Raw genomic sequence first — 18,787 nt, forward strand, 5'->3', positions numbered from 1 at the left:
CCTGGGCGCGGACGGCGCCGGCGAAGTAGCGGAAGTGATCGACCGCCAACGGCAGGTCGGCGGCCAGCGTTTCGCGCACCGGCTTGCCGTTCTCCCAGGTCTCGGCGACCGCGAGCGCCTCGAGGTTGTCCTCGATCCGGTCGGCGATCTTGTTGAGGATGTTGGCCCGTTCGGTCGTCGATGTCGCGCCCCACGCGTCGGCGGCCTGGTGCGCGGCGTCCAACGCCAGGTCGATGTCGGCGGCCGAGGACCGCGCCACCTCGCAGAACGTCTGTCCGTCCACCGGGGAGGGATTCTCGAAGTAGCGGCCCTCGACGGGGGCGGTCCATTCGCCGCCGATGAAGTTCTCGTAGCGCGTGGCGAATTCGACGACGCTGCCCTCGGTCCCCGGCTTTGCGTAGCTCATGGCGGGTAACTCCTCGCTGGTTGCGGACGTGAAGCGCACGGCGGTCCAGCCGTGATGCAGGTCACTATGCCGCGCGAGGGTTGACGAAACGTTGAGGCGCACGGGCGCGGGTGAACCGCGGTCCTGCGGTGGCGTGCGGACGACGCCCAGTGACTGCCGGGCAGCCAGGCGGTCGAATGCCAGGGACCGCGCCGGTTCGCCGACGAGCGCGCGGCCGCGGCGGCGACCGGCCCGTTGTCGCGATCGGCGACCAGCGCGACAACAGGGCCGCTGCGGCGAGCGCGGTCGGATTTCAGCCGTGCAGCGCGCTGTGCAGCCGGGCGGCGGCGAGCGCGCGGCGACCGTCGTCGGCGGGCAACAGACGCAGCGCGTGTTCGTGCACTTCGATGTCGTGCGGCGCGCGTTCGCCGTAGCGCAGCGCGTGCTCGGCGGTCGCGCTGGACAGCACCGCGGTGCGCACGCCGACCTCCAGATACTCGCGCCACCGCACGATTCCCGGAGTATCCGAGTCGGGCAGCAGCGGCCCGCGATACAACTCGACGGCCGTCGCGGTGTCGCCTGCCTCCAGCGCCGCGAGCACGTCCACCGCGTCGCAGGGCAGCGGGCTGACCAGCTGATAGACCCTGCTGGTGATGTCACCGCCGGTCGCGCGCCGCAGGTAGGACATCTCGGATTTGAGTGTGCTCGCGCCCACCGGCCGATCGCCGTACACCGCGAAGTGCAGGCGCTCGTGCGTGTAGCCCTCCGGCTCGAGCGCCAACAGGGCCAGGATCTCCAGGTGCCTGGGGCGCAGCCGCACGCGTGTGCCGTCGCGGGTCAGGCGGCCGGTGCCGAGGCAGGTCAGCCGGACGCCCGGCTCGGCAGTGCGGTGGTGCAGCTTGGTCTCGATGGCGCTGACCAGGGTGCGAGCCGTGGCCATGGCCAGGGGATGGGCGCGGTCCCAAGTCGTGGAAAGGTCGAGCACGCCGAGCTGATGTCCGTCCGCGGCGCGGATCGGCGCGCAGTAGCAGACCCAGCCGTGCAGGGCCGCCACCAAATGCTCTGCGGAGAACACGGTGTGCGGCCGTTCGGTGCGCAGCGCCAACGACAGCGCGTTCGTGCCCATGTGCGCCTCGTCCCATCGCCCGCCCGGCGCGAAGTTCACCTGCTCGGCGCGGCGGCGCATGACCGGGCCGCCGTGCGACCACAGAATGGTGCCGCTCTCATCGGTGATCGCGGCGACGTAGCCCGCGTCCTCGGTGACGCCGCGCAGCTGGTCGGTGAGCTCGGATACCGGTGTGCGCAGCGGGGACTCGGCCCAGCGTGCGGCTACGTCGGCTTCGTCGAGGGGAGCGTGGTCACACGTGGGATCGACGGTGCGCAGCGATCGCAGCCAGGATTGCGCGACCTCACTGCGCAGCGCGGAATCACCCTGCGGTGTTCCGGCGGGTATCCATCGGGACCACTCTTGTTCCAGTGCAGCCCGTTGCTGCGCGAGGGAACGGCTCTGTGCCATCTCGCGATCCTGTGTCGTCGCTCCGATCGTCTCCGTGCCCTCCCATCATGCCCCAGCCAGCGCTGTGGGCATCCTGTTTTGCGCGGGTATACGGAGTCGGTGGGCGGCAGCGGAGATCGCTGTGGGTGAGATGGCGTAGGGGCGCCGACCGCGTCGCGTGAGTCATCACATCTGCGGAGTGGAAATCGTCCTCGGCAATCCGGTGACGGAGTTCGGTGCCTTGGGGCCAGCCCCGGTACCTTCGCACTGCTGGCGAAATGAGGGGTGTCTACGCAACTTCAGCGACGGGTGCTCGGTGTGCGGCCGCACGATCGGCGACCGCACACCGGCCCAGCCCGATTACGGTGTGGCGAAGCCGATCAGCGCACCGATGCCCGCGCCGATCGGAATGGTGACCAGCGCGCCGACGCCGCCGAGGAAGAAGCCGATCACGGCGCCGATCCCCGCGCCGATGAGGGCGCCGACCCCGGCGTTGTGCTGCTTGCGCGCGAGCGTTTCCTGCTCGTCGACGAACTGGTTGAGGCGCTCGGTCGCCGCGGGCGCGCCGACCGGAGTCACCGTGAGAGTGCGGCCGGCGTCGGTGATCGTGGGCGTCAGCCCGTACGTCGCGCCGGAGGACTGGAAGGCCAGGGGAATGGTCGTGATGACCTGCCCCGCGCCGTCCCGGAGTTCGACGGCTCTGGCGTCGGCGGTCAAGGCGAAGCCGCCCGCCTCGACGGTGGTGACCACCGCGCTGCCGTCGGGGGCAGGCGCCGAGGTGAATCCGACTCCCTGCTCGACACCGTGCACGCTGACCTGCGCGGGTGCGGCGGGTTGGGCGTTCGCGACGCCCGTCGCGATTCCGGTGGCTCCGACCGCGAGCAGGGCGGTGGCGGCGAATCTGTTGACTCTCATCGTATTTCCCCACATAGTCGTGTCGGCCACGAGTGCCGACGAATCCCCGAAGTGCCGGTTCTCGGCCCTACCCATTCTGGCCGGACGGCTTTGCCGAAGCAATCGTTCTGCGAATTTCACTGAAAAATAGCCATGTCGCTGCGCCGGTGCCTGTGGGCGAATTCTCGCCGGACACTGGGGTTTTCGTCCGAATATTTCGATGGATTGCCAAATGTCTGCTGACTCGGCCTATGCGGCAAGTAATTCCATCGCATGAACGGCGAATTTTGGAAAATTCCAGGCGTGAGCGCATTTTTGTGGACGAGCGCTGGTGGTGCTGCATCGATGCTGCTTCGGGGTGGCTGCGGCCCGTGGGGACGAGCACGGCAGGTCGGCGAGCTGCTATCGCTCGGGCTGTTTCGTTGTGCGCAGCCACAATTGGAGGACGCCGTCGTGTTGCGGATTTACGTCTCGCCGGGGACGGTCGCGTCGAAGGGCGCCGATGACGTGGGAGTGTGGAGAATCGAGGGTTCTTCGGAGACAGGCGATTCCGGCTCCGCGGCGGCAGCATGAGGGGAAGATCGCTGCCCCCGAGGTGGGGCGCCGCGGAGCCGGAATCACCTGGTGATCTGCGCTGATGCGCAGGAGCTCAGAACGCGCTTCCGGTGCCGAGCAGCGGCACGAAGAGCCCGGGGAAGATGCCGAACGGGCTGCCCCAGAAACCGTACGGGTTGCCCCAGTAGCCGTAGCCGCCCCAGCCGCCGTAGCCACCCCAGCCGGGGCGACCCCACCCGCCGTGGTGATTCCAACCGCGCCCGTGGATCTCCTCGGCCTGATTCGTCTGCGCGACGGTCGGCTGCTGCGCCAGCGCGGGCGCCGCGGTGGCGGCGACCGGCGTCAGTGCGAGCGCGGCGACCATCGCCACGCGAACAGCCGTGCGCCGTGCGCGTCCGGCCTTGTGGTCGTGCATCATCGGTACTTCCTCACTTCGGTACGTAGTCGTCCGGTCGGTGACCCAGTCGAATCCACCGGACCTGATCTCGCCATCGAATATCGTACCGCCAGATAACGGTACGTTCAATGTGGTGCGATCGTGCGAGAATTCCGACTCGCCAGCCGCGCCGACGCTCGTGCCCGACGGCCGCGCTGGGTACCGTCGGGGCACCGGACATCGAGAGGAGTCGACGATGGCTACGAGCGCCGATGTGCTGACCGACGCCTACGAGCGGATCAAAGAGACGGTGCACGAGGCGGTGGACGGGCTGGGGGAGGACGACCTGGTCCACCGGGTCGATCCGGGAGCCAACTCGATCGCGTGGCTGGTGTGGCATCTGGCCCGGGTGCAGGACGACCACATCGCCGATGTGGCGGGCATCGAGCAGGTGTGGACCGCGCAGGGCTGGTACGACCGGTTCGGCCTGCCCGTCGACGAAACCGCGACCGGATACGGCGACCGCCCCGCCGACGTGGCCGCCATCCGCGCCCCGGCCGAACTGCTCACCGGCTATTACGACGCCGTGCACGAGCAGACGCTGCGTTTCGTTCGCGAGCTCGAGGACGGTGACCTGGACCGCGTCGTCGACACCCGCTGGGACCCGCCGGTGACGCTGGGCGTGCGACTGGTCAGCGTGATCGCCGACGACTTGCAGCACGCGGGTCAAGCCGCCTTCGTGCGCGGCGTGCTCGAGCGGACGCGATGACTCGAGCGGACGCGATGACCGGCAGCGGGAACCCGGCACGGAGCGCGTCACCCATGGCGTGACGTAAGTTGGTGCCGCGCGTCCGAAAAGCTCACAGAGAGTGCCGTTGTGGTCGTTGTGCTTGTTGCCGTAGGTGCCATCCTCGCGGTGTTCGGCGTCGTCGCGGTGTTCGTCGCGCTGCACTGGTACCTGTGGCGGCGCTTGGTGCGGGACACGACCATGGCGGACTCCCGCGGGCGACGCGTCGGCACCGCGGTCCTGCTGGCCGCGCCGATACTGCTGGTCGGCGCGACGGCCGCCGAAGTGGCGTCGGCTCCGTTCACGGTGGTCCGGATCATCGCCTGGCCCGGCTATCTCTGGGGTGCGCTGTTCGTCTACCTGCTGCTGGCGTCGCTGGTCGGCGAGCCGATTCGGTTCCTGCTGCTGCGCTTGATCGATCGCGATCGAGCGACGGACGCACTGGCTGCCGTTGTCGAGGCGGAACCGGCGTCCGCACCGAATCGCGAGCCGAACAAGGCCATTGCGAGGGAACCGGCCGCCGCAGTGGACGATGCGAGCTGCGCCCTCGCGCCCAATCCTCTGCCGGACAGGGCTGGTGCGGGGAAAACAGGCGTCGCTGTGGTCGATGCGTATTCCGCGCTCCTGCCTGATCCCGCGCCGGACCAGTTTGTCGCGAGCGAATCGGGCGTCGCCGTGGTGGACCCGGGCTCCGCGCTCGCGCCTGAACCTCTGCCGGACAAGGCTGTTGCGGGGGAACCGCGCGCCGCCGTGGACGATGCGGACTCTGCGTTCGCGCCTGAACCTCTGCCGGACAAGCCTGTCGCGACGGTTCCGGCCGAGTCCACGCCGACCGCGTCGTCGGTTGCTCGACTACCTCGCCGTGTCTTCGTCTCGCGGGTGGTCGGCGGGGCCGCCGTGGCCGCCGCCGCGACCACGGTCGGCCTCGGAGCCTACGGCGTCCTCAACGGGCCCAGCGTCAAGCATGTGGCCGTGCCGCTGGCGAAATTGCCGCGCAGCGCGGATGGATTCCGCATCGCGGTGGTCAGTGATGTCCATCTCGGCCCGATCCTGGGCCGCGGCTTCGCCGAGCGGGTGGTCCGGACGGTCAACGACACCCAGCCCGACCTCATCGCGGTCGTCGGTGACCTGGTGGACGGCAGCGTCGAGCACCTGCGCTCGGCCGTCGAGCCGCTGGCCGGACTGCGCGCCCGGCACGGAGCGTTCTTCGTCACCGGCAATCACGAGTACTTCTCCGGCGCCGAGCAGTGGATCGAACACGTCCAGGAACTCGGCATGCGCCTGCTCGCGAATGCCCGCACCGAACTAACCGGATTCGACCTCGCCGGAGTGAACGACGTGCAGGGCGAGCGGACGGGCCAGGGCCCGGACTTCGGCAAGGCGCTCGGCGACCGCGACCGCTCCCGCACGGCGGTGCTACTGGCGCACCAGCCGATCCTGATCGAGGACGCGGTCGCGCACGGTGTCGATCTCCAGCTGTCCGGCCATACCCACGGCGGCCAGATCTGGCCCGGCAATTACCTTGCGGCCCTGGCGAATCCCACTGTCGCCGGGCTGGAGCGCTACGGCGACACCCAGTTGTACGTCACCAGGGGCGCCGGGGCGTGGGGTCCGCCGGTGCGCGTGGGCGCACCGTCGGACATCACCGTCGTGCAGCTCGTTTCGCTCCAGGCATGACGCCGCGCTACCCGAACAACCCGCCCAGCACGCCGCCGCTCTGCCCCGCCTCCTGGCCGCCGCCCGCGCCGCCGAGGAAGCCGCCGGGCGGAAGCTCCGAGGGCTGCACGATGACGAAACCGTGGCCGGAGAACGACAGCGTGATCCCCTCGCCGGTGCTGCGGCCCATCAGCCTGCCGAGGCCGAAGGAGTCGTTGCGCTTGATGCCGGTCTGCAGGCTCGACGACCAGGCGACCGCCGCCTGCGGATCGGCGTAGGTCGGCTGGTCGACGTTGAGCACCACCGGCGTGCCGTGCGTGGTGATGGCGATGCGTCCGCGACCGGTGAAGACGCAGTTGAACAAACCGGCGTTGCTGGCGAATCCGGCCGCGCCCTGCACCATCCGGATGTCGTAGCGCAGGCTGGAATCGAACGCGAGGACGTTGGCGCCGTTGATGGTCAGGCCGTCGGTGCCGTCCAGATCGATGGTGTGCACGTCGGCGGCGCCGTTGGCGACGAACAGGTCGCCGCGGCCGGACACCTTCATCAGCGGAACGCCTTCACCGGTCAGCCGCTGCTGGATCGCCCGCCCGATACCGCCGGCGCCGAGCGCCTGGAAATGCAGGTCGCCCTGATAGGCGACCATCGATCCGGCCCGCGCCATGACCTCGCCGTTGACGGCGACCTTGATCATCTTGCCGCCCTGCTTCTGGATGCCGGCGCCGGTGACTTCGGCGTGGCTGGGGGCGAACAGTTCGCTCTGCATCGGCAGCGCTCCTTGCTGAGGTGAAGGCATCGGTGGTGGCGGCACCGCGGCGGGCACGGCATAGGCCGGTTGCGGTGGATGGGCCGGTTGCTGGGGATAGGCCGGTTGCTGCGGGTAGACCGGCTGCTGGGGGTAAGCCGGAGGCGCGGGATGGACCGGAGGCGCGGGATAAGCGGACTGCGGGGTGGGTTGATACGGCGGAGGCGCCGGAGCCGCTGGTCGGGATACCGGCGGGGGAGCAGGAACAGGCGGCGGGGTGGGCGACGGCGCGGGCTCGTCGTCGATGTTCACGCCGAACGCCGTCGCGATCCCGGCCAAGCCGTTGTCATAGCCCTGGCCGACGGCGCGGACCTTCCATCCGCCGCCGCGCCGGTAGATCTCCACGCATACCACGGCGGTCTCGGTGCTCAGACCGGTCATCGGGAACGCCAGCGTGCCCGCGGAGGACCCGATGGTCGCGCGCAGCGAGCCGACGGCCGCGAAGGTGGGCGGCCCACTGCCGTCCAGGCTCGCGGTGACCACGACCCGGTCGACATCGCCGGGCAACGCGCTGGTCTGGATGTCCACCACGTCACCGGCGCCCTGACCGTGCCGATAGGTGACGCCGGGCGCGACGGGTTGGTTGAAGAACACGAAGTCGGCGTCGGAGCGTACTCTTCCGGCGGCGTTCAGTAGCAGCGCCGAAACGTCGACGGGAGCCGAGCAGGTGACGGTGACCGTCAGCCGATCTCCGGGCGCGGGGCGGTTCTCACCGCGAGCGAGATCGGTCACGGCAGGCCGTCCAGTGCGCGGGCGCGCGGTCGGATTGACATGCGATTCACGGGCTCCAGTGTGTCGTGCCCCCGGAACGCGCGCCACATGCGGGCCCATGCACGCCGCCCATCAGCCCTTTCGGCCCTCGCAGCCTGCGTGCGCATTCGCCCACGCGCCGCCCTCAGCCTCGATCGGAAGCTCGCCGACCCTCGATCGCTACGCCACGCACTTTTGGCGTGGTCAGGACTCGGCACGGAGTGCACGCCAGGACGGGCAGGCCCGAACGATCGTGGTCCGGTTCATTCCGCCGTCGACCGACATGAGGTTGACCGAAGTCCGGCTGCGGCGGTGTGCCGGTCGCGACCGGCGGCGAGAGCCGTACCGAACCGATCGGTCTCTCGCCGCAATGCGCGCCCCACTCAGAGGATTTCGGCGTACATGATGCCGTCGAGAATGCCGAACTCGACCTGACCGGGGAACAGCGGTGGTGCGCCCGCGGCGTGCGTGGCGTGCTCGAGCGCGATGGTTTCGGTCGCCCACCGGTGCAATGGCTCCGGTAGGCGCAGGACTCGGTGGTCGGTGCAGCGAATATAGGGATAGGTGATCTCGCCGGGCCCGGCGAGGGGGTTGTGGATGCTCAGGGTGGCGATGTCCAGGACCAGTCCGGTGTGCCTGGGGGAGGCGACGGTCGGTGGCTGCAGTTCGATGTCGTCCATGACCGAAGACGGTAGCTCCAAGGATGCCCGGTGCGCGTGATTCCACGCGAATGTCCGCGGGATTTAGGGGGAAGTGGGGGACGGCGAGGTTCATCTAGTCGGGTGAACCCCACCGCTACCACCAGCAATCGCGGCCGGATTGGGCGTACCGGTTCCGCGTGGATGTCCCGGAGCCACCGGGACAGCGCTGAGCCTAGGCGACGCTGAGCGTTCGCGGGGGCGTTTCACGGAATCGGTGCACGCTGTGTTCCGGCCGGATCACCCCCCGTGGGTGAGTGGGGTCACCACGCCTGGGACTGCCCAGCATGCCGACTCGGTTTAGGATTCGTTCGACGTGAAAAGAGCTGTGCGCGTTGAGTATCCGGCACGGCCGCGTCGGCGATTCGTTTTTTCTCAGGAGGGTGTAAGACGTGCTGTATGGGGTCATAGCGGCCATAGTCATTACGTTGCTGGCACTGGCGGCCGCGGCGATGGTGTGGGATCCGCGCCGTCGCGAGTTCGACGAGTACGACTTCGACGTGGACGAGGCCGACGCTGTGTCGGAAGAGTACGCCCGCCCGGGCGGCGCCGAATGGCCGCGGAAGGAGATGTCCGAGCGGTGGTAGCGCCGCGATAGGCGGCGGACGAAACGGTGCCCGGTCGAACGCGACTGGGCACCACGTGTTTTCGGACCCGGTCAGTCGACGGTGAAGTTCCGCCACGACCCGTGCAACCCCTGCCCGCGCAGCGAGGTGCTGTGGCCGTCCTCGATCGGATGCAGCGTGATGATGCCGAACCCGATCTGCACCGTCTCGGGCAGCTGCGGAGCGTAAGTGGTGTATACCGGCGAGTCGTCGACGTACCAGCCGACAGTGCCGGAATCCCGGTCGATGGTCACGGCGTAACGGTGGAACTCGCCGGGTTTGATGTCGACGCCCGCCAGCGGCGCGTGCACCACATGGGTGAATGCCTGCTCTTTCGGGACGACACCCGGCACGAACAGCCGTTCGTGGATCGCATAGGCGTTCTTGCTGGTCGCGATCAGGTCGAATACCTGGGCACTGCTCATGTCGAGAACGTTGAAGGCGGCGAACCCGTCCCGGTAGTCCTCGCCGGTGACGCCGATGTTCTCGGCGGCCATCTCCACCGCGAACGTGCGTGAACCGGTGGTGACATCGAACGCCTCGGTCGACACCAGCAGATGCTTCGGGTTGTCGAGGATCTGGACATCGGCATTGGACCGACTGAAGGCGTCGATGCGGACCGACACCGTGCCGTCGCCGATCTCGGTCTCGGCGGCTGGGTCGGCGTAGCGCCAGGTCTGGTCTTCCCCGAGCGGGACCTCCAGAAAACGCCACCGGTCTTCGCGGAGATCTGGTCCGTTCAGGTCGTCGTACGGCATTGCGGCATTACCTTTCTGCCGAGTCGTCATCGGCGGAATCGGGTAGGTCGTTCGTGTTCGTCGATCGGCGGCGCAACGGGGTCACGACACCGTTGGTGGAGCCCGCTTTGAATCCGACCCCGCCCAGCAGGAGACGCTCCTCGGTCAGGCGCGGGCGCAGCGCGGGACCCATCGGCCACCAGTCGTCGAGTTCCACCAGGCCGGGTTCGACCAACTCCAGATCACCGAAGTAGGAGGCGATCTGTTCGCGGGTGCGGTACCAGCCGGAGCCCAGACCCATTTCGGTGAAACGTCGTTGCAGCTCGATGGCCATATCGTGGGCTTCGGAGCCGTCCGCCGGATCCCAGAAGTGGGTGATCGCGACGTACGAACCCGCGGGGAGCGCATCGATGTACTGCCGCATGATTCCGGCGGGATCGAGCTCGTCGTCGACGTGATGCAGGATGCCGCACAGGATGAGCGCCAACGGGCGGGTGAGGTCGAGATGCGGCGTGACTTCCGAGTGCGCGAGCAAGGTCTTCGGCTCGGTCAGATCCGCGGGCACGAAGTGGGTGTACTCGTTGCGTTCGAGCAAGACCCGGCCGTGGATATTGCACACCGGGTCGTTGTCGACGTACACCACGCGCGCTCGAGGGTTCTGCTGCTGCGCGATCTCATGCGTGTTGCCCACCGTAGGCAAACCCGCGCCGACATCGAGGAATTGGTCGATGCCGACGGTGCCGGAGAGATACCGGACCACGCGGTGCAGCCAGCGGCGGTTCATCCAGGCCACCTCGCTCTGCCGCGGCGCGACCTCGGCGACCTTGTCGCGGACGAAGCGGTCGACTTCGTAGTTGTCTTTGCCACCCAGGGTCGCGTCGTAGACGCGGGCGATGCTCGCACGTGTCGTGTCCACGCCGACCGGCACCCTGACACCGGTCCGCGGAGCGGAATCGGACATGGAGACCTCTCTTCGCGTTTCCGTGGCCTGGTTCACCAGCCTAGAGTCCGCCGATTTCGCGGGCAATCGGTGCTGATGCCTTCGGCCGGAGCCGATTTCGTCTGTTTCACCGGTTATGCGCCGGGCCGGTGCAGCACGCGTCCGGGCAGTAAACCGCCCTGCACGTGGGTGACCCGCCACCAGTCGACCCGCACCTCGACCGCCTCGAGCGGTGTGGACAGGAACGGTTCGATGCGCGGCTCCTTGCGCAGCAGGGCCTGGAAGGTCTCCTCCCGCTCGCTGGATTCCGTTCGCACCGCGGCCGTGCCCAGCCCCTGGGCGAACGGGTTGAGGAATCCGTCGGGGACGACTTTGACTCCGATGCTCGGGTTCGCCCGCAGCCCGGCCAAGGTCCGTCCTCCGGACTCGAGCGCGAGCGTCAAGCGGAACGGATCGCCGTCCAGCTCGGCGAAGAACGCGTTCGAGCACCAGTTGACGCCGTTCTCGGAGGTCGCGAGGTCGATGCTGGTGAAACGGAGGACCTCGGACAGCTTGTCCAGGAGATCCTGATCGCTGATCTGCACGTCGTTCGATGTCATATCGCGCTCCGTGGTGGGGGAAGGGTTTACGGTTTGCGGCCGACGCCGCCGAGGATGAGACGTTCGTCGGGCCACGGCGTGCGCAGCGCGGGTCCGCCGGGCCACCAATCGTGCAGCTCCACCAGTCCGGGTGGAACCATGTCCAGTCCCGCGAAGAATGCCTGGATCTCCGCGCGGGTGCGCCACCGGCCGGTGCCGAGCCGCTCGTCGTGCAGCGCCCGCTCGGCCTGCCTGGCCAGCCCGTGCAGGTACCGGTCCTCGTCGGCCGGATCGAAGAAGTGGCTGATCATCACGTACGAGCCGGGCGCGAGGCGCTCGACGTACTGGCGCATGATGCCCGCCGGGTCCTGATCGTCGTCGACGTGATGCAGTGTGCCGCATTGCATCAGCAGCAAGGGACGGTCCAGGTCCAGGAATTCGGCGACCGCGGGGTGGCCGAGTACGTCGGTGGGCCGGGTCAGATCGAGGTCGAGGAAGTGCGTGCGTTCGTTCGCCTCGAGTAGTTCCCTGCCGCGGGCGGCGCAGACCGGGTCGTTGTCCACGTACACCACCGTGACCTCGGCGTCGAGTTCCTGGGCGACCTCATGGGTGTTCTTCTGCGTGGGCAGTCCGCTGCCCAGATCGAGGATCTGATCGATGCCCACGGAGCGGGTGACGTACCGGACCACGCGCTCGAGCCAGCGCCGGTTGGCGGCGCCGACGTCGTCTTGGTGCGGTACCGCCTTCTTCAGGTGCTCGTAGGCTTCCCGGTCCACCGGGAACCAGTTCGTCCCGCCGAGGGCGTAGTCGTACACGCGTGCGATGCTGGGCGTATTCGGGTCGACTCCCGCTAGCGTGGTCGACCCTTCCGCTGACGTCATGGCTCTCCTCCTCCGCGCGGCCACCGTCGGGGGCGACTCTACGCACAGCGGTTCCGGCTTGCCCAGCATTGCGGTCAAGATATTGCGTTGCCCCTCTTGCGAATACATGCACGCGCACCGAAGTTCGCGGTTCGTGCTCGCATCGTGATCGGGGCCGGATGCACGGCCGAGTAGGATCGGCAGCCGACGTCACGTGAGCTGTAATGGTGGAGGCATCGCGCCCCGCGGTCTACCCCGCGATCGACCGGAGGCACCCATGACCAACGATGAGGACGGCGGCGGCAACGCGGAATTCCCTGCGGCAGAACGGGGCCCGACCGTTCTGCGGATCGCGCTCGGCAGCCGGTTGCGTCAGCTGCGCGAGGGCTGCGGAATCACCAGGGAGGCCGCGGGCGACTCCATCCGCGGTTCGCACGCCAAGATCAGCCGTCTGGAGCTGGGCCGCACCGGGTTCAAGGAACGCGATCTACGCGACCTGCTGACCCTCTACGGCATTGTCGACCCCACTGAACGGGAAACGTACTTCGAACTGGCTCGCCGCGCCAACGATCCCGGCTGGTGGCAGCGCTACAGCGACCTGCTCCCGGCGTGGTTCGAGACCTACATCGGCCTGGAACAGGCCGCCACCACGATCCGTACTTACGAGGCGCAATTCGTTCCGGGTCTGCTGCAGACCGCCGACTACGCGCGTGCGGTGATCCAGCTCGGCAACAAGGACGAGACCCAACGCCGGGTCGCCATCCGCATGCGCCGCCAGCAGATCCTCGACCGGGTGGCCGCTCCGACCCTCTGGGCGGTCATCGACGAGAACGCGCTGCGCCGACCGGTTGGCGGGACGCAGGTTCTGCGGGAGCAGATCGAGCACCTGGTCGAGATGTCCGCCCGCCCCAATGTCCGGATCCAGGTCCTGACATACGCGGCGGGAGGGCACTCCGCCGCGGGCGGGCCGTTCAGCATTCTCCGATTCCCGGAGCCGGAACTGCCCGACATCGTCTACACCGAGCAACTCACCAGCTCGATCTACTTCGAGAAACGGCGCGACGTCGAGGTGTACATGTCGGTGATGAACCGGCTCAGCGTGGAGGCGCTGTCCCCTGCGGACAGTGTGCGCTTCTTGTGCGCGCTGCTGTCCGAGGCCCAGCCCGGTGAGCGAAACGCCTGATTCTCGCTCGAGATCGACGCGACGACCCGGGTAGCAGCGCCGGGCATCAACCGCCGGTCGAGATCCGCTCGAGCGCGGCGTGTTCGATGAATGATCAAGTAACACAGGATATTGCGCCGAGTACCCGCGAATCAGGTTGTCTTCGGATCCAATTGGCTCCGGCCGTCGCTGTGACAGACAACAGTTCGGTATCGGCAACCGCCTGTCGATGCTGATCCGTTATCAATGCGGCCTTATCGACGTCGATTTCAGCGGATTTCGCCTCTCCTGTCGTCCACGCACATGCACGCGCGCATGTGCGTACCGATGGACAATCATCGCTGCGACGCCGCCGAAACGATGTGGCAGTATCCCTGTCGAGGTCGGGGTCTGAGGATCGAACTCGGGCACTGGCTGGTTCGGCCGCGGCGGCCCCAACACTCGTTGGGGCCGCCGGCGGAGCCGCTGTGATCCGCGATCAAGGCCTCCAGGTGATCCGGCCGCCTTGGAAGTCTTGGGCTTTCCCGTTCCGGAAGTCGTATTCGTCGCTGATCGGATAACCGTAGCGGCCCGATTCGCCGCCCGCGGCTTCCCAGGACTCACGGATCGCTCCCCAGATGACATGGGCGTCGGTCAGCGGAGACCAGTAGATGGCGCCGCCGCCGAAGAGGTTGTAGCGGCCGTAGCCCGCGCGGGCGGGTGATTCGTCGGTGATGGGAAAGCCCAGCGGGCTGTCCTCCCACCCGTAGGAGCCCCACTTGTCCCGGATCGTGCCGCCGATCTGATGAGCGGCGGTGCCGATCGACCAATAGATGGAGCCGTTCTGGAAGACGTTGTAGCGCCCGGGTTTGGACGGTGTCGCCGCTTCGCGGGTGACGGGGTAGCCGAGCAGTCCGCCCTCGAACCCGAGGTCGCCCCATTTGTCGCGGATGGCGCCACCGATTTGATGGGCTCCGGTGTCGGGGTGCCAGTAGATGGAGGAGCCGCGCTCGAAAGCTTGGTAGCGGCCGCCGCGGGCGGCGGGGGAGTCGGGGGAGACCGGGTCGCCGAAGAACGCGGGTCCACCGGCTTGGTCGTATTCGACCTCGATCGCTCCGCTTACGTCGAAGGGACCGATCGGGCGTGCGGCCGCGTCGGTTCCGATGCCGGTCAGCAGGATGCCGATCACGGCGGCCCCGGCGGCTACGCCGTGAGTGCGTGGTTGATGCGAACGACGGTGCCGTGCCAAGTGAACTCCTCGAGCAGCTGGTGTCGGGTGCGAGGTGGAGCTGAACCTGTGGTCGCCGTGCGGAATCAAACTACCTCTCGACCGCCCGAGACAGCCGTACCGAACGTGCATGGACCGCCGAGTGTCGTTGCGGGTGCCGCCCGTGGCCGCCGAGTCGCCGCGTCGGAGTCCATCCACTCTTCCCTGGACTCCGAACCACCTTGCGGTGCTGCCGTGCCCACGGTCGCACCTTCTCGGATACAGCGTCGCCGGGGCGGGAGTGCTCGGCCCGGCGACGTCAGAGGCCGCGAATGTCTTGCCGGGAAATGGAGCTCAGCGCAGCACGGCTGCCGCCGCCGCGGCGATGGTCTCGGCGACGGCGCTGAGGGCGGGGGAGTCCAGGCGCCACTGCTGCCAGTACAGGGGGACGTCGATGACGACGCCGGGATCGATCGAGACCAGGCGGCCGGTGGCCTGATCGTCTCGCGTTTGCAGGTCCGGCAGCATGCCCCAGCCGAGTCCGAGACGGACCGCCTCGGCGAACCCGGTGGACGACGGGACGTAGTGGCGTGGCGGGTTGAGCGGTTTGCGGCTGCGCCGGCGCAACAGGCGATCTTGCAGGTCGTCTTTGCGGTCGAACAGCACCACCGGGGCCGCCGCGTACGACTTCGCCGTCGCGCCGTCGGCGAACCAGGTGCTGGCGAACTCCGGACTGGCCATCGGCCGGTAGCGAATGGCGCCGAGACGCTCCACCTTGCAGCCTTGCACCGGTTGCGCGGTGGACGTGATCGCGGCCATCACGGTGCCGTCGCGCAGCAGCCGGGTGGTGTGCTCCTCGTCCTCGCGGTGGATCTCGAAGCACACGCCGCGCGAGGCGCGACCCAACGCGGGCATCACCCAGGTCTCCAGCGAGTCGGCGTTGACCGCGATCGGCACCCGGATCGGGCCGTCCGAGGGCTGGCCACCCAGCTCGCGCGCGGTGTCCGCGGCCAGCAGTTGGATCTGTCTGGCCAGCCGGAGCACGGCGAGACCGGATTCGGTGGCGCGCACCGGTTTCGTGCGTTGCACGAGAATCCGTCCCGCCGCGTCCTCCAAGGCCTTGATCCGCTGACTGATCGCCGACGGGGTGACGTTCAACCGCCGCGCCGCGGCGTCGAACGTTCCCTCGGTGATCGCGGCGTCGAGGGCGCGGAGCTGGTCGAGCGGTAGATCCATCGTTAAGCGATTCTAATGACAGGTAAGAATCTTTAGCTTGTCTGGGTATGGTGCTCGGCTTAGCGTCGCTGGACGTGAGTATTTCTTCCGCGGCGGTGGCGGCCGCGTCCGGTCTGGGCTTCGGCCTGTCGCTGATCGTGGCGATCGGTGCGCAGAACGCGTTCGTCCTGCGGCAGGGCATCAGCGGCAGGCACGTGCCCGCGGTGGTGACGGTGTGCGCGGTCTCGGACATCGTGCTGATCGCGGCCGGGGTCGGCGGGTTCGGCGTGATCGTCCAGGCCGCTCCGGCGGTGCTGGTGGTGGCGCGCTACGCGGGTGCGGCGTTCCTGATCGGTTACGCGGTGGCGGCGGCGCGGCGAGCGTTCGACTCCGCCGCGTTGACCGTCGAATCGGCGCGGGCCACCGCGGCATTCGGTGCCACGGTGGCCACCTGCCTGGCGCTCACCTGGCTCAACCCGCACGTCTATCTGGACACCGTGGTGCTGCTCGGCTCCTTCGCCAGCACCTATGGCACTCCGGACCGCTGGTTCCTCGGGGCGGGGGCGATGCTGGCCAGCGTGCTCTGGTTCACCGCGCTCGGATTCGGCGCGCGACTGCTCGGCCCGCTGTTCGTTCGCCCGTTCGCGTGGCGGGTGCTGGATACGGTGATCGCGGTGGTGCTGTTCGGCCTCGGTCTGGGGCTGCTGTTCACCGGGTGAGCACGGTATCCAGCTGTGCCTTGATCTTCGCGGCGAACTCGTAGTCGGCGCGCCACTCCGCTCCGGAGGGAGCCAGGATCAGCCGTTCCGCGCCCGCGTCCGCGTAGGCGGCCGATTGATCGGCAGCGTGGCCCGGATCGGTCGCCAGCGGCGGCGCGACGATCGTGACGGTAGGGGGACGACGGCCGTATTCCTCGGCGAGCGAAGCCAACTCGGCCTTGCTCGCGCGCACCTGATCCGGTTCGAGACCGATGGCGACCCAGCCGTCCGCGTAGGCGGCGGCGCGTCGGCGCGCCGCCGGAGCGTCGCCCGCCACGAGTACCGGCGGCATGGACGCCTCCGGTGACAGTGTGACCACGGTCCCGTCGGGCAGAGTCGTCGGCCGCCCGGTGACCAAGTCGGGGAGCACGCGCAGCGCCTCATCCGTGCGACGACCGCGTTCGGCGAACGGCACTCCGGCCGCGCGCCATCCGACGTCACCGTGCGCCGGGTTGCCGGTGCCGACGCCGAGGATCAGCCGGTTGCCGGAGACGTACTGCAATGTGGTGACCTGCTTGGCGGCCCAGGCGGCCGGGCGCAAGGCCAGCAGCATGACGCTGTAGCCGATGCGGATGCGGTCGGTCACGGCGGCGGCGGTGGCCAGCACCGTGGTGCTGTCCAGGATCGGCGCGCTGGCGACGAGATGATCGGTGGACCACACCGAGTCGAGACCGATCTCTTCGGCGAAACGGGCGCTCGCGCGCACGTCACCCAGGATGGGATGGGCGGGGTCGGGCGTCGAGGTGGGCAGGATGGTGCCGATTTCCAAGGTCATGGTTTCGACGCTACGAAGCCGCGGTCCCCACGCCAATGTTCCCGTCGCTCATGTCGATGTCACGGACGCTCACGTGGATACTGCTGCTGGGCAATCTGTTTTACCGGGAAGCAGTGTCTCGACGAGGAGCCGGGACCGGGTAGCGGGGCCGGTCGGGCCGAACGCCTGGGTCGTGGCGTAGACGCCTTCCATGACGAGCATGAGCTGGTCGGCCAGGGCGGCCGGATCGGGGACGGGCGCGGTGGCGGCGAGTTCGTCGACCAGCGCGCGGAACTGGGTGCGGACCCAGCTCTTCATGACGACGGCGTGCTTGTGGCTGAGCAGGTCGCGATCCGGGAACTCCCCGAGCGCGATGAGGAACGGGCACCCGCGACAGGATTCCGGACGGACCTGCTCGGCCAGTGCGTCGAACACGGCGAGGATGCGTTCGCGCGGTCCGTCGCCGCTGGCCGCGGCGGTGAACCACTCCCGGTAGTGGCGGTCCTCGCGCTCGAGATAGGCGGCGACGAGATCGTCCTTGGAGGAGAACAGCCGATACAGGGTGGGTGGCGCGACACCGGCCTCGGCCGCGACACGATCCACGCCGGTCGCGCGAATCCCCTGCTGATAGAACAGCTCCCGCGCGACGACCAGGATGTGATCCCTGGTCTCCGCGGCGGGTCGACGTTTCGCTTCCACAGGCCTAGAGTAGCCCTCGGGACAATGTTAGGGAACGTTACCTAACAAGAGTGGAAGGGCGAAGTATGACCGATCTGAACGGAAAGACCGCTTTGGTGACCGGCGCCTCGCGGGGCATCGGCCGCGCCATCGCCGAACGGCTGGCCGCCGACGGCGCGGAGGTGGCCGTGCACTACGGGACCAACAAGGACGCGGCGGAGGAGACGGTGTCGGCGATCCGGCGCGCGGGCGGCCGGGCGTTCCCGGTGCGCGCCGAGCTGGGTGCCGAAGGCGATATCGACCAGCTGTTCGGCGAGCTGGCCGCGGGACTGGGTGATCGCCCGCTGGACATCCTGGTGAACAACGCCGCGATCATCGTCTACGACGCCACCATCGAGCACGCGACCCAGGAGCAGTTCGATCGGCTGTTCGCGGTCAACGTGCGGGCGCCGCTGTTCATCATCCAGCGGGCGCTGCCGCTGCTGCGGGACGGCGGGCGGATCGTGAACATCTCCTCCGGCGTCACGTGGTTCGCCACGCCGGAAGTGGTCTACGGGATGACCAAGGGCGCGCTCAACGTGTTGGGCCGTTCGCTCGCGAACACGCTGGGGCCGCGCGGGATCACGGTGAACACGGTCTCGCCCGGCATCACCGATACCGAGATGAATTCCTGGCTGCACACCAACGAGGGCGCGATTTCCGGCGTCGCGAGCATGACCGCGCTGGAGCGGGTCGGCGCGGGCGCGGACATCGCCGACGCGGTGGCCTTCTTCGCTTCCGACGACGGTCGCTGGGTCACCGGTCAGACCCTGGAGGTGAACGGCGGCTTGTTCCTCGGGCCGCGAACGCCGTCCTGGTGATCGCCGGACACGCGCGGGCGCGTACTCTCCGCGTCCGCGCCGCCCGGTCAGGG

General features: G+C 68.5%; 20 protein-coding genes. 6 read left to right on the plus strand and 14 right to left on the minus strand.

Features of this window, described 5'->3' with window-relative positions; all coding sequences use genetic code 11:
• From ON34_RS30355 to ON34_RS37290, 4 genes are all read right to left on the minus strand, one after another.
• On the minus strand, window positions 1-406 hold a 406-nt coding region (locus tag ON34_RS30355), incomplete at its 3' end, for an aldehyde dehydrogenase family protein (RefSeq protein WP_040786147.1).
• Window positions 407-698: 292 nt separating this feature from the next.
• Window positions 699-1,901, minus strand: coding sequence for a sigma-54-dependent transcriptional regulator family protein (locus tag ON34_RS30360; protein WP_063821777.1), 1,203 nt, complete (start codon window positions 1,899-1,901; stop codon window positions 699-701).
• A gap of 339 nt (window positions 1,902-2,240) precedes the next feature.
• On the minus strand, window positions 2,241-2,795 hold the full coding sequence (locus ON34_RS30365; protein WP_040786151.1) for a DUF8020 domain-containing protein: 555 nt from the start codon (window positions 2,793-2,795) through the stop codon (window positions 2,241-2,243).
• Between the two features lie 628 nt (window positions 2,796-3,423).
• On the minus strand, window positions 3,424-3,747 hold the full coding sequence (locus tag ON34_RS37290; protein WP_040786153.1) for a hypothetical protein: 324 nt from the start codon (window positions 3,745-3,747) through the stop codon (window positions 3,424-3,426).
• A gap of 214 nt (window positions 3,748-3,961) precedes the next feature.
• Here ON34_RS37290 and ON34_RS30375 point away from each other — a divergent pair, with 214 nt between their 5' ends.
• Both ON34_RS30375 and ON34_RS30380 read left to right on the plus strand, forming a co-directional pair.
• Entirely contained in the window at window positions 3,962-4,474 is a 513-nt protein-coding gene (locus tag ON34_RS30375; protein ID WP_040786339.1) for a mycothiol transferase, read from the plus strand.
• A 324-nt stretch (window positions 4,475-4,798) separates the two neighbouring features.
• Window positions 4,799-6,169 carry a metallophosphoesterase gene (locus tag ON34_RS30380; RefSeq protein ID WP_373291991.1) on the plus strand — a complete coding sequence of 457 codons (1,371 nt, stop codon included), beginning with the start codon at window positions 4,799-4,801 and terminating at the stop codon, window positions 6,167-6,169.
• A 7-nt stretch (window positions 6,170-6,176) separates the two neighbouring features.
• Here ON34_RS30380 and ON34_RS30385 read toward each other — a convergent pair whose 3' ends face one another.
• Together ON34_RS30385 and ON34_RS30390 are read right to left on the minus strand one after the other, a co-directional pair.
• Window positions 6,177-7,685 (minus strand): AIM24 family protein, encoded by a 1,509-nt coding sequence (locus ON34_RS30385; RefSeq protein ID WP_040786156.1) that lies wholly within the window; start codon window positions 7,683-7,685, stop codon window positions 6,177-6,179.
• Window positions 7,686-8,086: 401 nt separating this feature from the next.
• A complete protein-coding gene (locus ON34_RS30390; protein WP_040786160.1) occupies window positions 8,087-8,383 on the minus strand; it encodes a hypothetical protein in 297 nt (98 codons plus the stop codon).
• A gap of 410 nt (window positions 8,384-8,793) precedes the next feature.
• On the opposite strand from ON34_RS30390, the gene ON34_RS30395 reads away from it, so the two are divergent.
• Window positions 8,794-8,988 carry a hypothetical protein gene (locus ON34_RS30395; protein WP_051023364.1) on the plus strand — a complete coding sequence of 65 codons (195 nt, stop codon included), beginning with the start codon at window positions 8,794-8,796 and terminating at the stop codon, window positions 8,986-8,988.
• A gap of 71 nt (window positions 8,989-9,059) precedes the next feature.
• Here the strand turns inward: ON34_RS30395 and ON34_RS30400 are convergent, their stop codons facing one another.
• The 4 genes from ON34_RS30400 to ON34_RS30415 form a co-directional block, all read right to left on the minus strand.
• The gene (locus ON34_RS30400; RefSeq protein ID WP_245548275.1) at window positions 9,060-9,764 is read right to left on the minus strand and encodes a DUF6081 family protein; all 705 of its coding nucleotides are present in this window, start codon (window positions 9,762-9,764) and stop codon (window positions 9,060-9,062) included.
• Between the two features lie 7 nt (window positions 9,765-9,771).
• Window positions 9,772-10,659, minus strand: a complete 888-nt coding sequence (locus ON34_RS30405) for an SAM-dependent methyltransferase (RefSeq protein WP_245548276.1) — start codon at window positions 10,657-10,659, stop codon at window positions 9,772-9,774.
• A 158-nt stretch (window positions 10,660-10,817) separates the two neighbouring features.
• Window positions 10,818-11,282 carry a hypothetical protein gene (locus ON34_RS30410; protein ID WP_051023365.1) on the minus strand — a complete coding sequence of 155 codons (465 nt, stop codon included), beginning with the start codon at window positions 11,280-11,282 and terminating at the stop codon, window positions 10,818-10,820.
• Between the two features lie 26 nt (window positions 11,283-11,308).
• Window positions 11,309-12,142 carry an SAM-dependent methyltransferase gene (locus tag ON34_RS30415; RefSeq protein WP_040786168.1) on the minus strand — a complete coding sequence of 278 codons (834 nt, stop codon included), beginning with the start codon at window positions 12,140-12,142 and terminating at the stop codon, window positions 11,309-11,311.
• Window positions 12,143-12,398: 256 nt separating this feature from the next.
• Here ON34_RS30415 and ON34_RS30420 point away from each other — a divergent pair, with 256 nt between their 5' ends.
• Window positions 12,399-13,304 (plus strand): Sco1979 family transcriptional regulator, encoded by a 906-nt coding sequence (locus ON34_RS30420; RefSeq protein WP_051023366.1) that lies wholly within the window; start codon window positions 12,399-12,401, stop codon window positions 13,302-13,304.
• Between the two features lie 457 nt (window positions 13,305-13,761).
• Here the strand turns inward: ON34_RS30420 and ON34_RS30425 are convergent, their stop codons facing one another.
• Both ON34_RS30425 and ON34_RS30430 read right to left on the minus strand, forming a co-directional pair.
• Window positions 13,762-14,511, minus strand: coding sequence for an LGFP repeat-containing protein (locus tag ON34_RS30425; protein WP_040786171.1), 750 nt, complete (start codon window positions 14,509-14,511; stop codon window positions 13,762-13,764).
• Window positions 14,512-14,823: 312 nt separating this feature from the next.
• Complete coding sequence (locus ON34_RS30430; RefSeq protein ID WP_040786173.1) at window positions 14,824-15,705, minus strand: LysR family transcriptional regulator ArgP; 882 nt, start codon at window positions 15,703-15,705, stop codon at window positions 14,824-14,826.
• 80 nt (window positions 15,706-15,785) lie between these two features.
• On the opposite strand from ON34_RS30430, the gene ON34_RS30435 reads away from it, so the two are divergent.
• Window positions 15,786-16,403 (plus strand): LysE/ArgO family amino acid transporter, encoded by a 618-nt coding sequence (locus ON34_RS30435; RefSeq protein WP_051023375.1) that lies wholly within the window; start codon window positions 15,786-15,788, stop codon window positions 16,401-16,403.
• Here ON34_RS30435 and ON34_RS30440 read toward each other — a convergent pair.
• The gene (locus tag ON34_RS30440) at window positions 16,393-17,217 is read right to left on the minus strand and encodes an LLM class flavin-dependent oxidoreductase (protein ID WP_040786176.1); all 825 of its coding nucleotides are present in this window, start codon (window positions 17,215-17,217) and stop codon (window positions 16,393-16,395) included. The two genes, ON34_RS30435 and ON34_RS30440, sit on opposite strands and share 11 nt — an antisense overlap.
• A gap of 69 nt (window positions 17,218-17,286) precedes the next feature.
• Entirely contained in the window at window positions 17,287-17,895 is a 609-nt protein-coding gene (locus tag ON34_RS30445; protein ID WP_040786179.1) for a TetR/AcrR family transcriptional regulator, read from the minus strand.
• A 65-nt stretch (window positions 17,896-17,960) separates the two neighbouring features.
• Between ON34_RS30445 and ON34_RS30450 the strand changes: the two genes are divergently transcribed.
• On the plus strand, window positions 17,961-18,734 hold the full coding sequence (locus ON34_RS30450; protein WP_040786182.1) for an SDR family oxidoreductase: 774 nt from the start codon (window positions 17,961-17,963) through the stop codon (window positions 18,732-18,734).
• The last annotated feature ends 53 nt before the right edge of the window (window positions 18,735-18,787 follow it).

Source organism: Nocardia pneumoniae NBRC 100136 (assembly GCF_000308755.1).
Lineage (GTDB): Bacteria > Actinomycetota > Actinomycetes > Mycobacteriales > Mycobacteriaceae > Nocardia > Nocardia pneumoniae.

Coding starts and splice junctions, on each gene's coding strand:
- ON34_RS30360 (WP_063821777.1), bottom strand. CDS start 1,901: ATGGCACAGAGCCGTTCCCTCGCGCAGCAACGGGCTGCACTGGAACAA.
- ON34_RS30365 (WP_040786151.1), bottom strand. CDS start 2,795: ATGAGAGTCAACAGATTCGCCGCCACCGCCCTGCTCGCGGTCGGAGCC.
- ON34_RS37290 (WP_040786153.1), bottom strand. CDS start 3,747: ATGATGCACGACCACAAGGCCGGACGCGCACGGCGCACGGCTGTTCGC.
- ON34_RS30375 (WP_040786339.1), top strand. CDS start 3,962: ATGGCTACGAGCGCCGATGTGCTGACCGACGCCTACGAGCGGATCAAA.
- ON34_RS30390 (WP_040786160.1), bottom strand. CDS start 8,383: ATGGACGACATCGAACTGCAGCCACCGACCGTCGCCTCCCCCAGGCAC.
- ON34_RS30400 (WP_245548275.1), bottom strand. CDS start 9,764: ATGCCGTACGACGACCTGAACGGACCAGATCTCCGCGAAGACCGGTGG.
- ON34_RS30410 (WP_051023365.1), bottom strand. CDS start 11,282: ATGACATCGAACGACGTGCAGATCAGCGATCAGGATCTCCTGGACAAG.
- ON34_RS30415 (WP_040786168.1), bottom strand. CDS start 12,142: ATGACGTCAGCGGAAGGGTCGACCACGCTAGCGGGAGTCGACCCGAAT.
- ON34_RS30420 (WP_051023366.1), top strand. CDS start 12,399: ATGACCAACGATGAGGACGGCGGCGGCAACGCGGAATTCCCTGCGGCA.
- ON34_RS30430 (WP_040786173.1), bottom strand. CDS start 15,705: ATGGATCTACCGCTCGACCAGCTCCGCGCCCTCGACGCCGCGATCACC.
- ON34_RS30440 (WP_040786176.1), bottom strand. CDS start 17,217: ATGACCTTGGAAATCGGCACCATCCTGCCCACCTCGACGCCCGACCCC.
- ON34_RS30450 (WP_040786182.1), top strand. CDS start 17,961: ATGACCGATCTGAACGGAAAGACCGCTTTGGTGACCGGCGCCTCGCGG.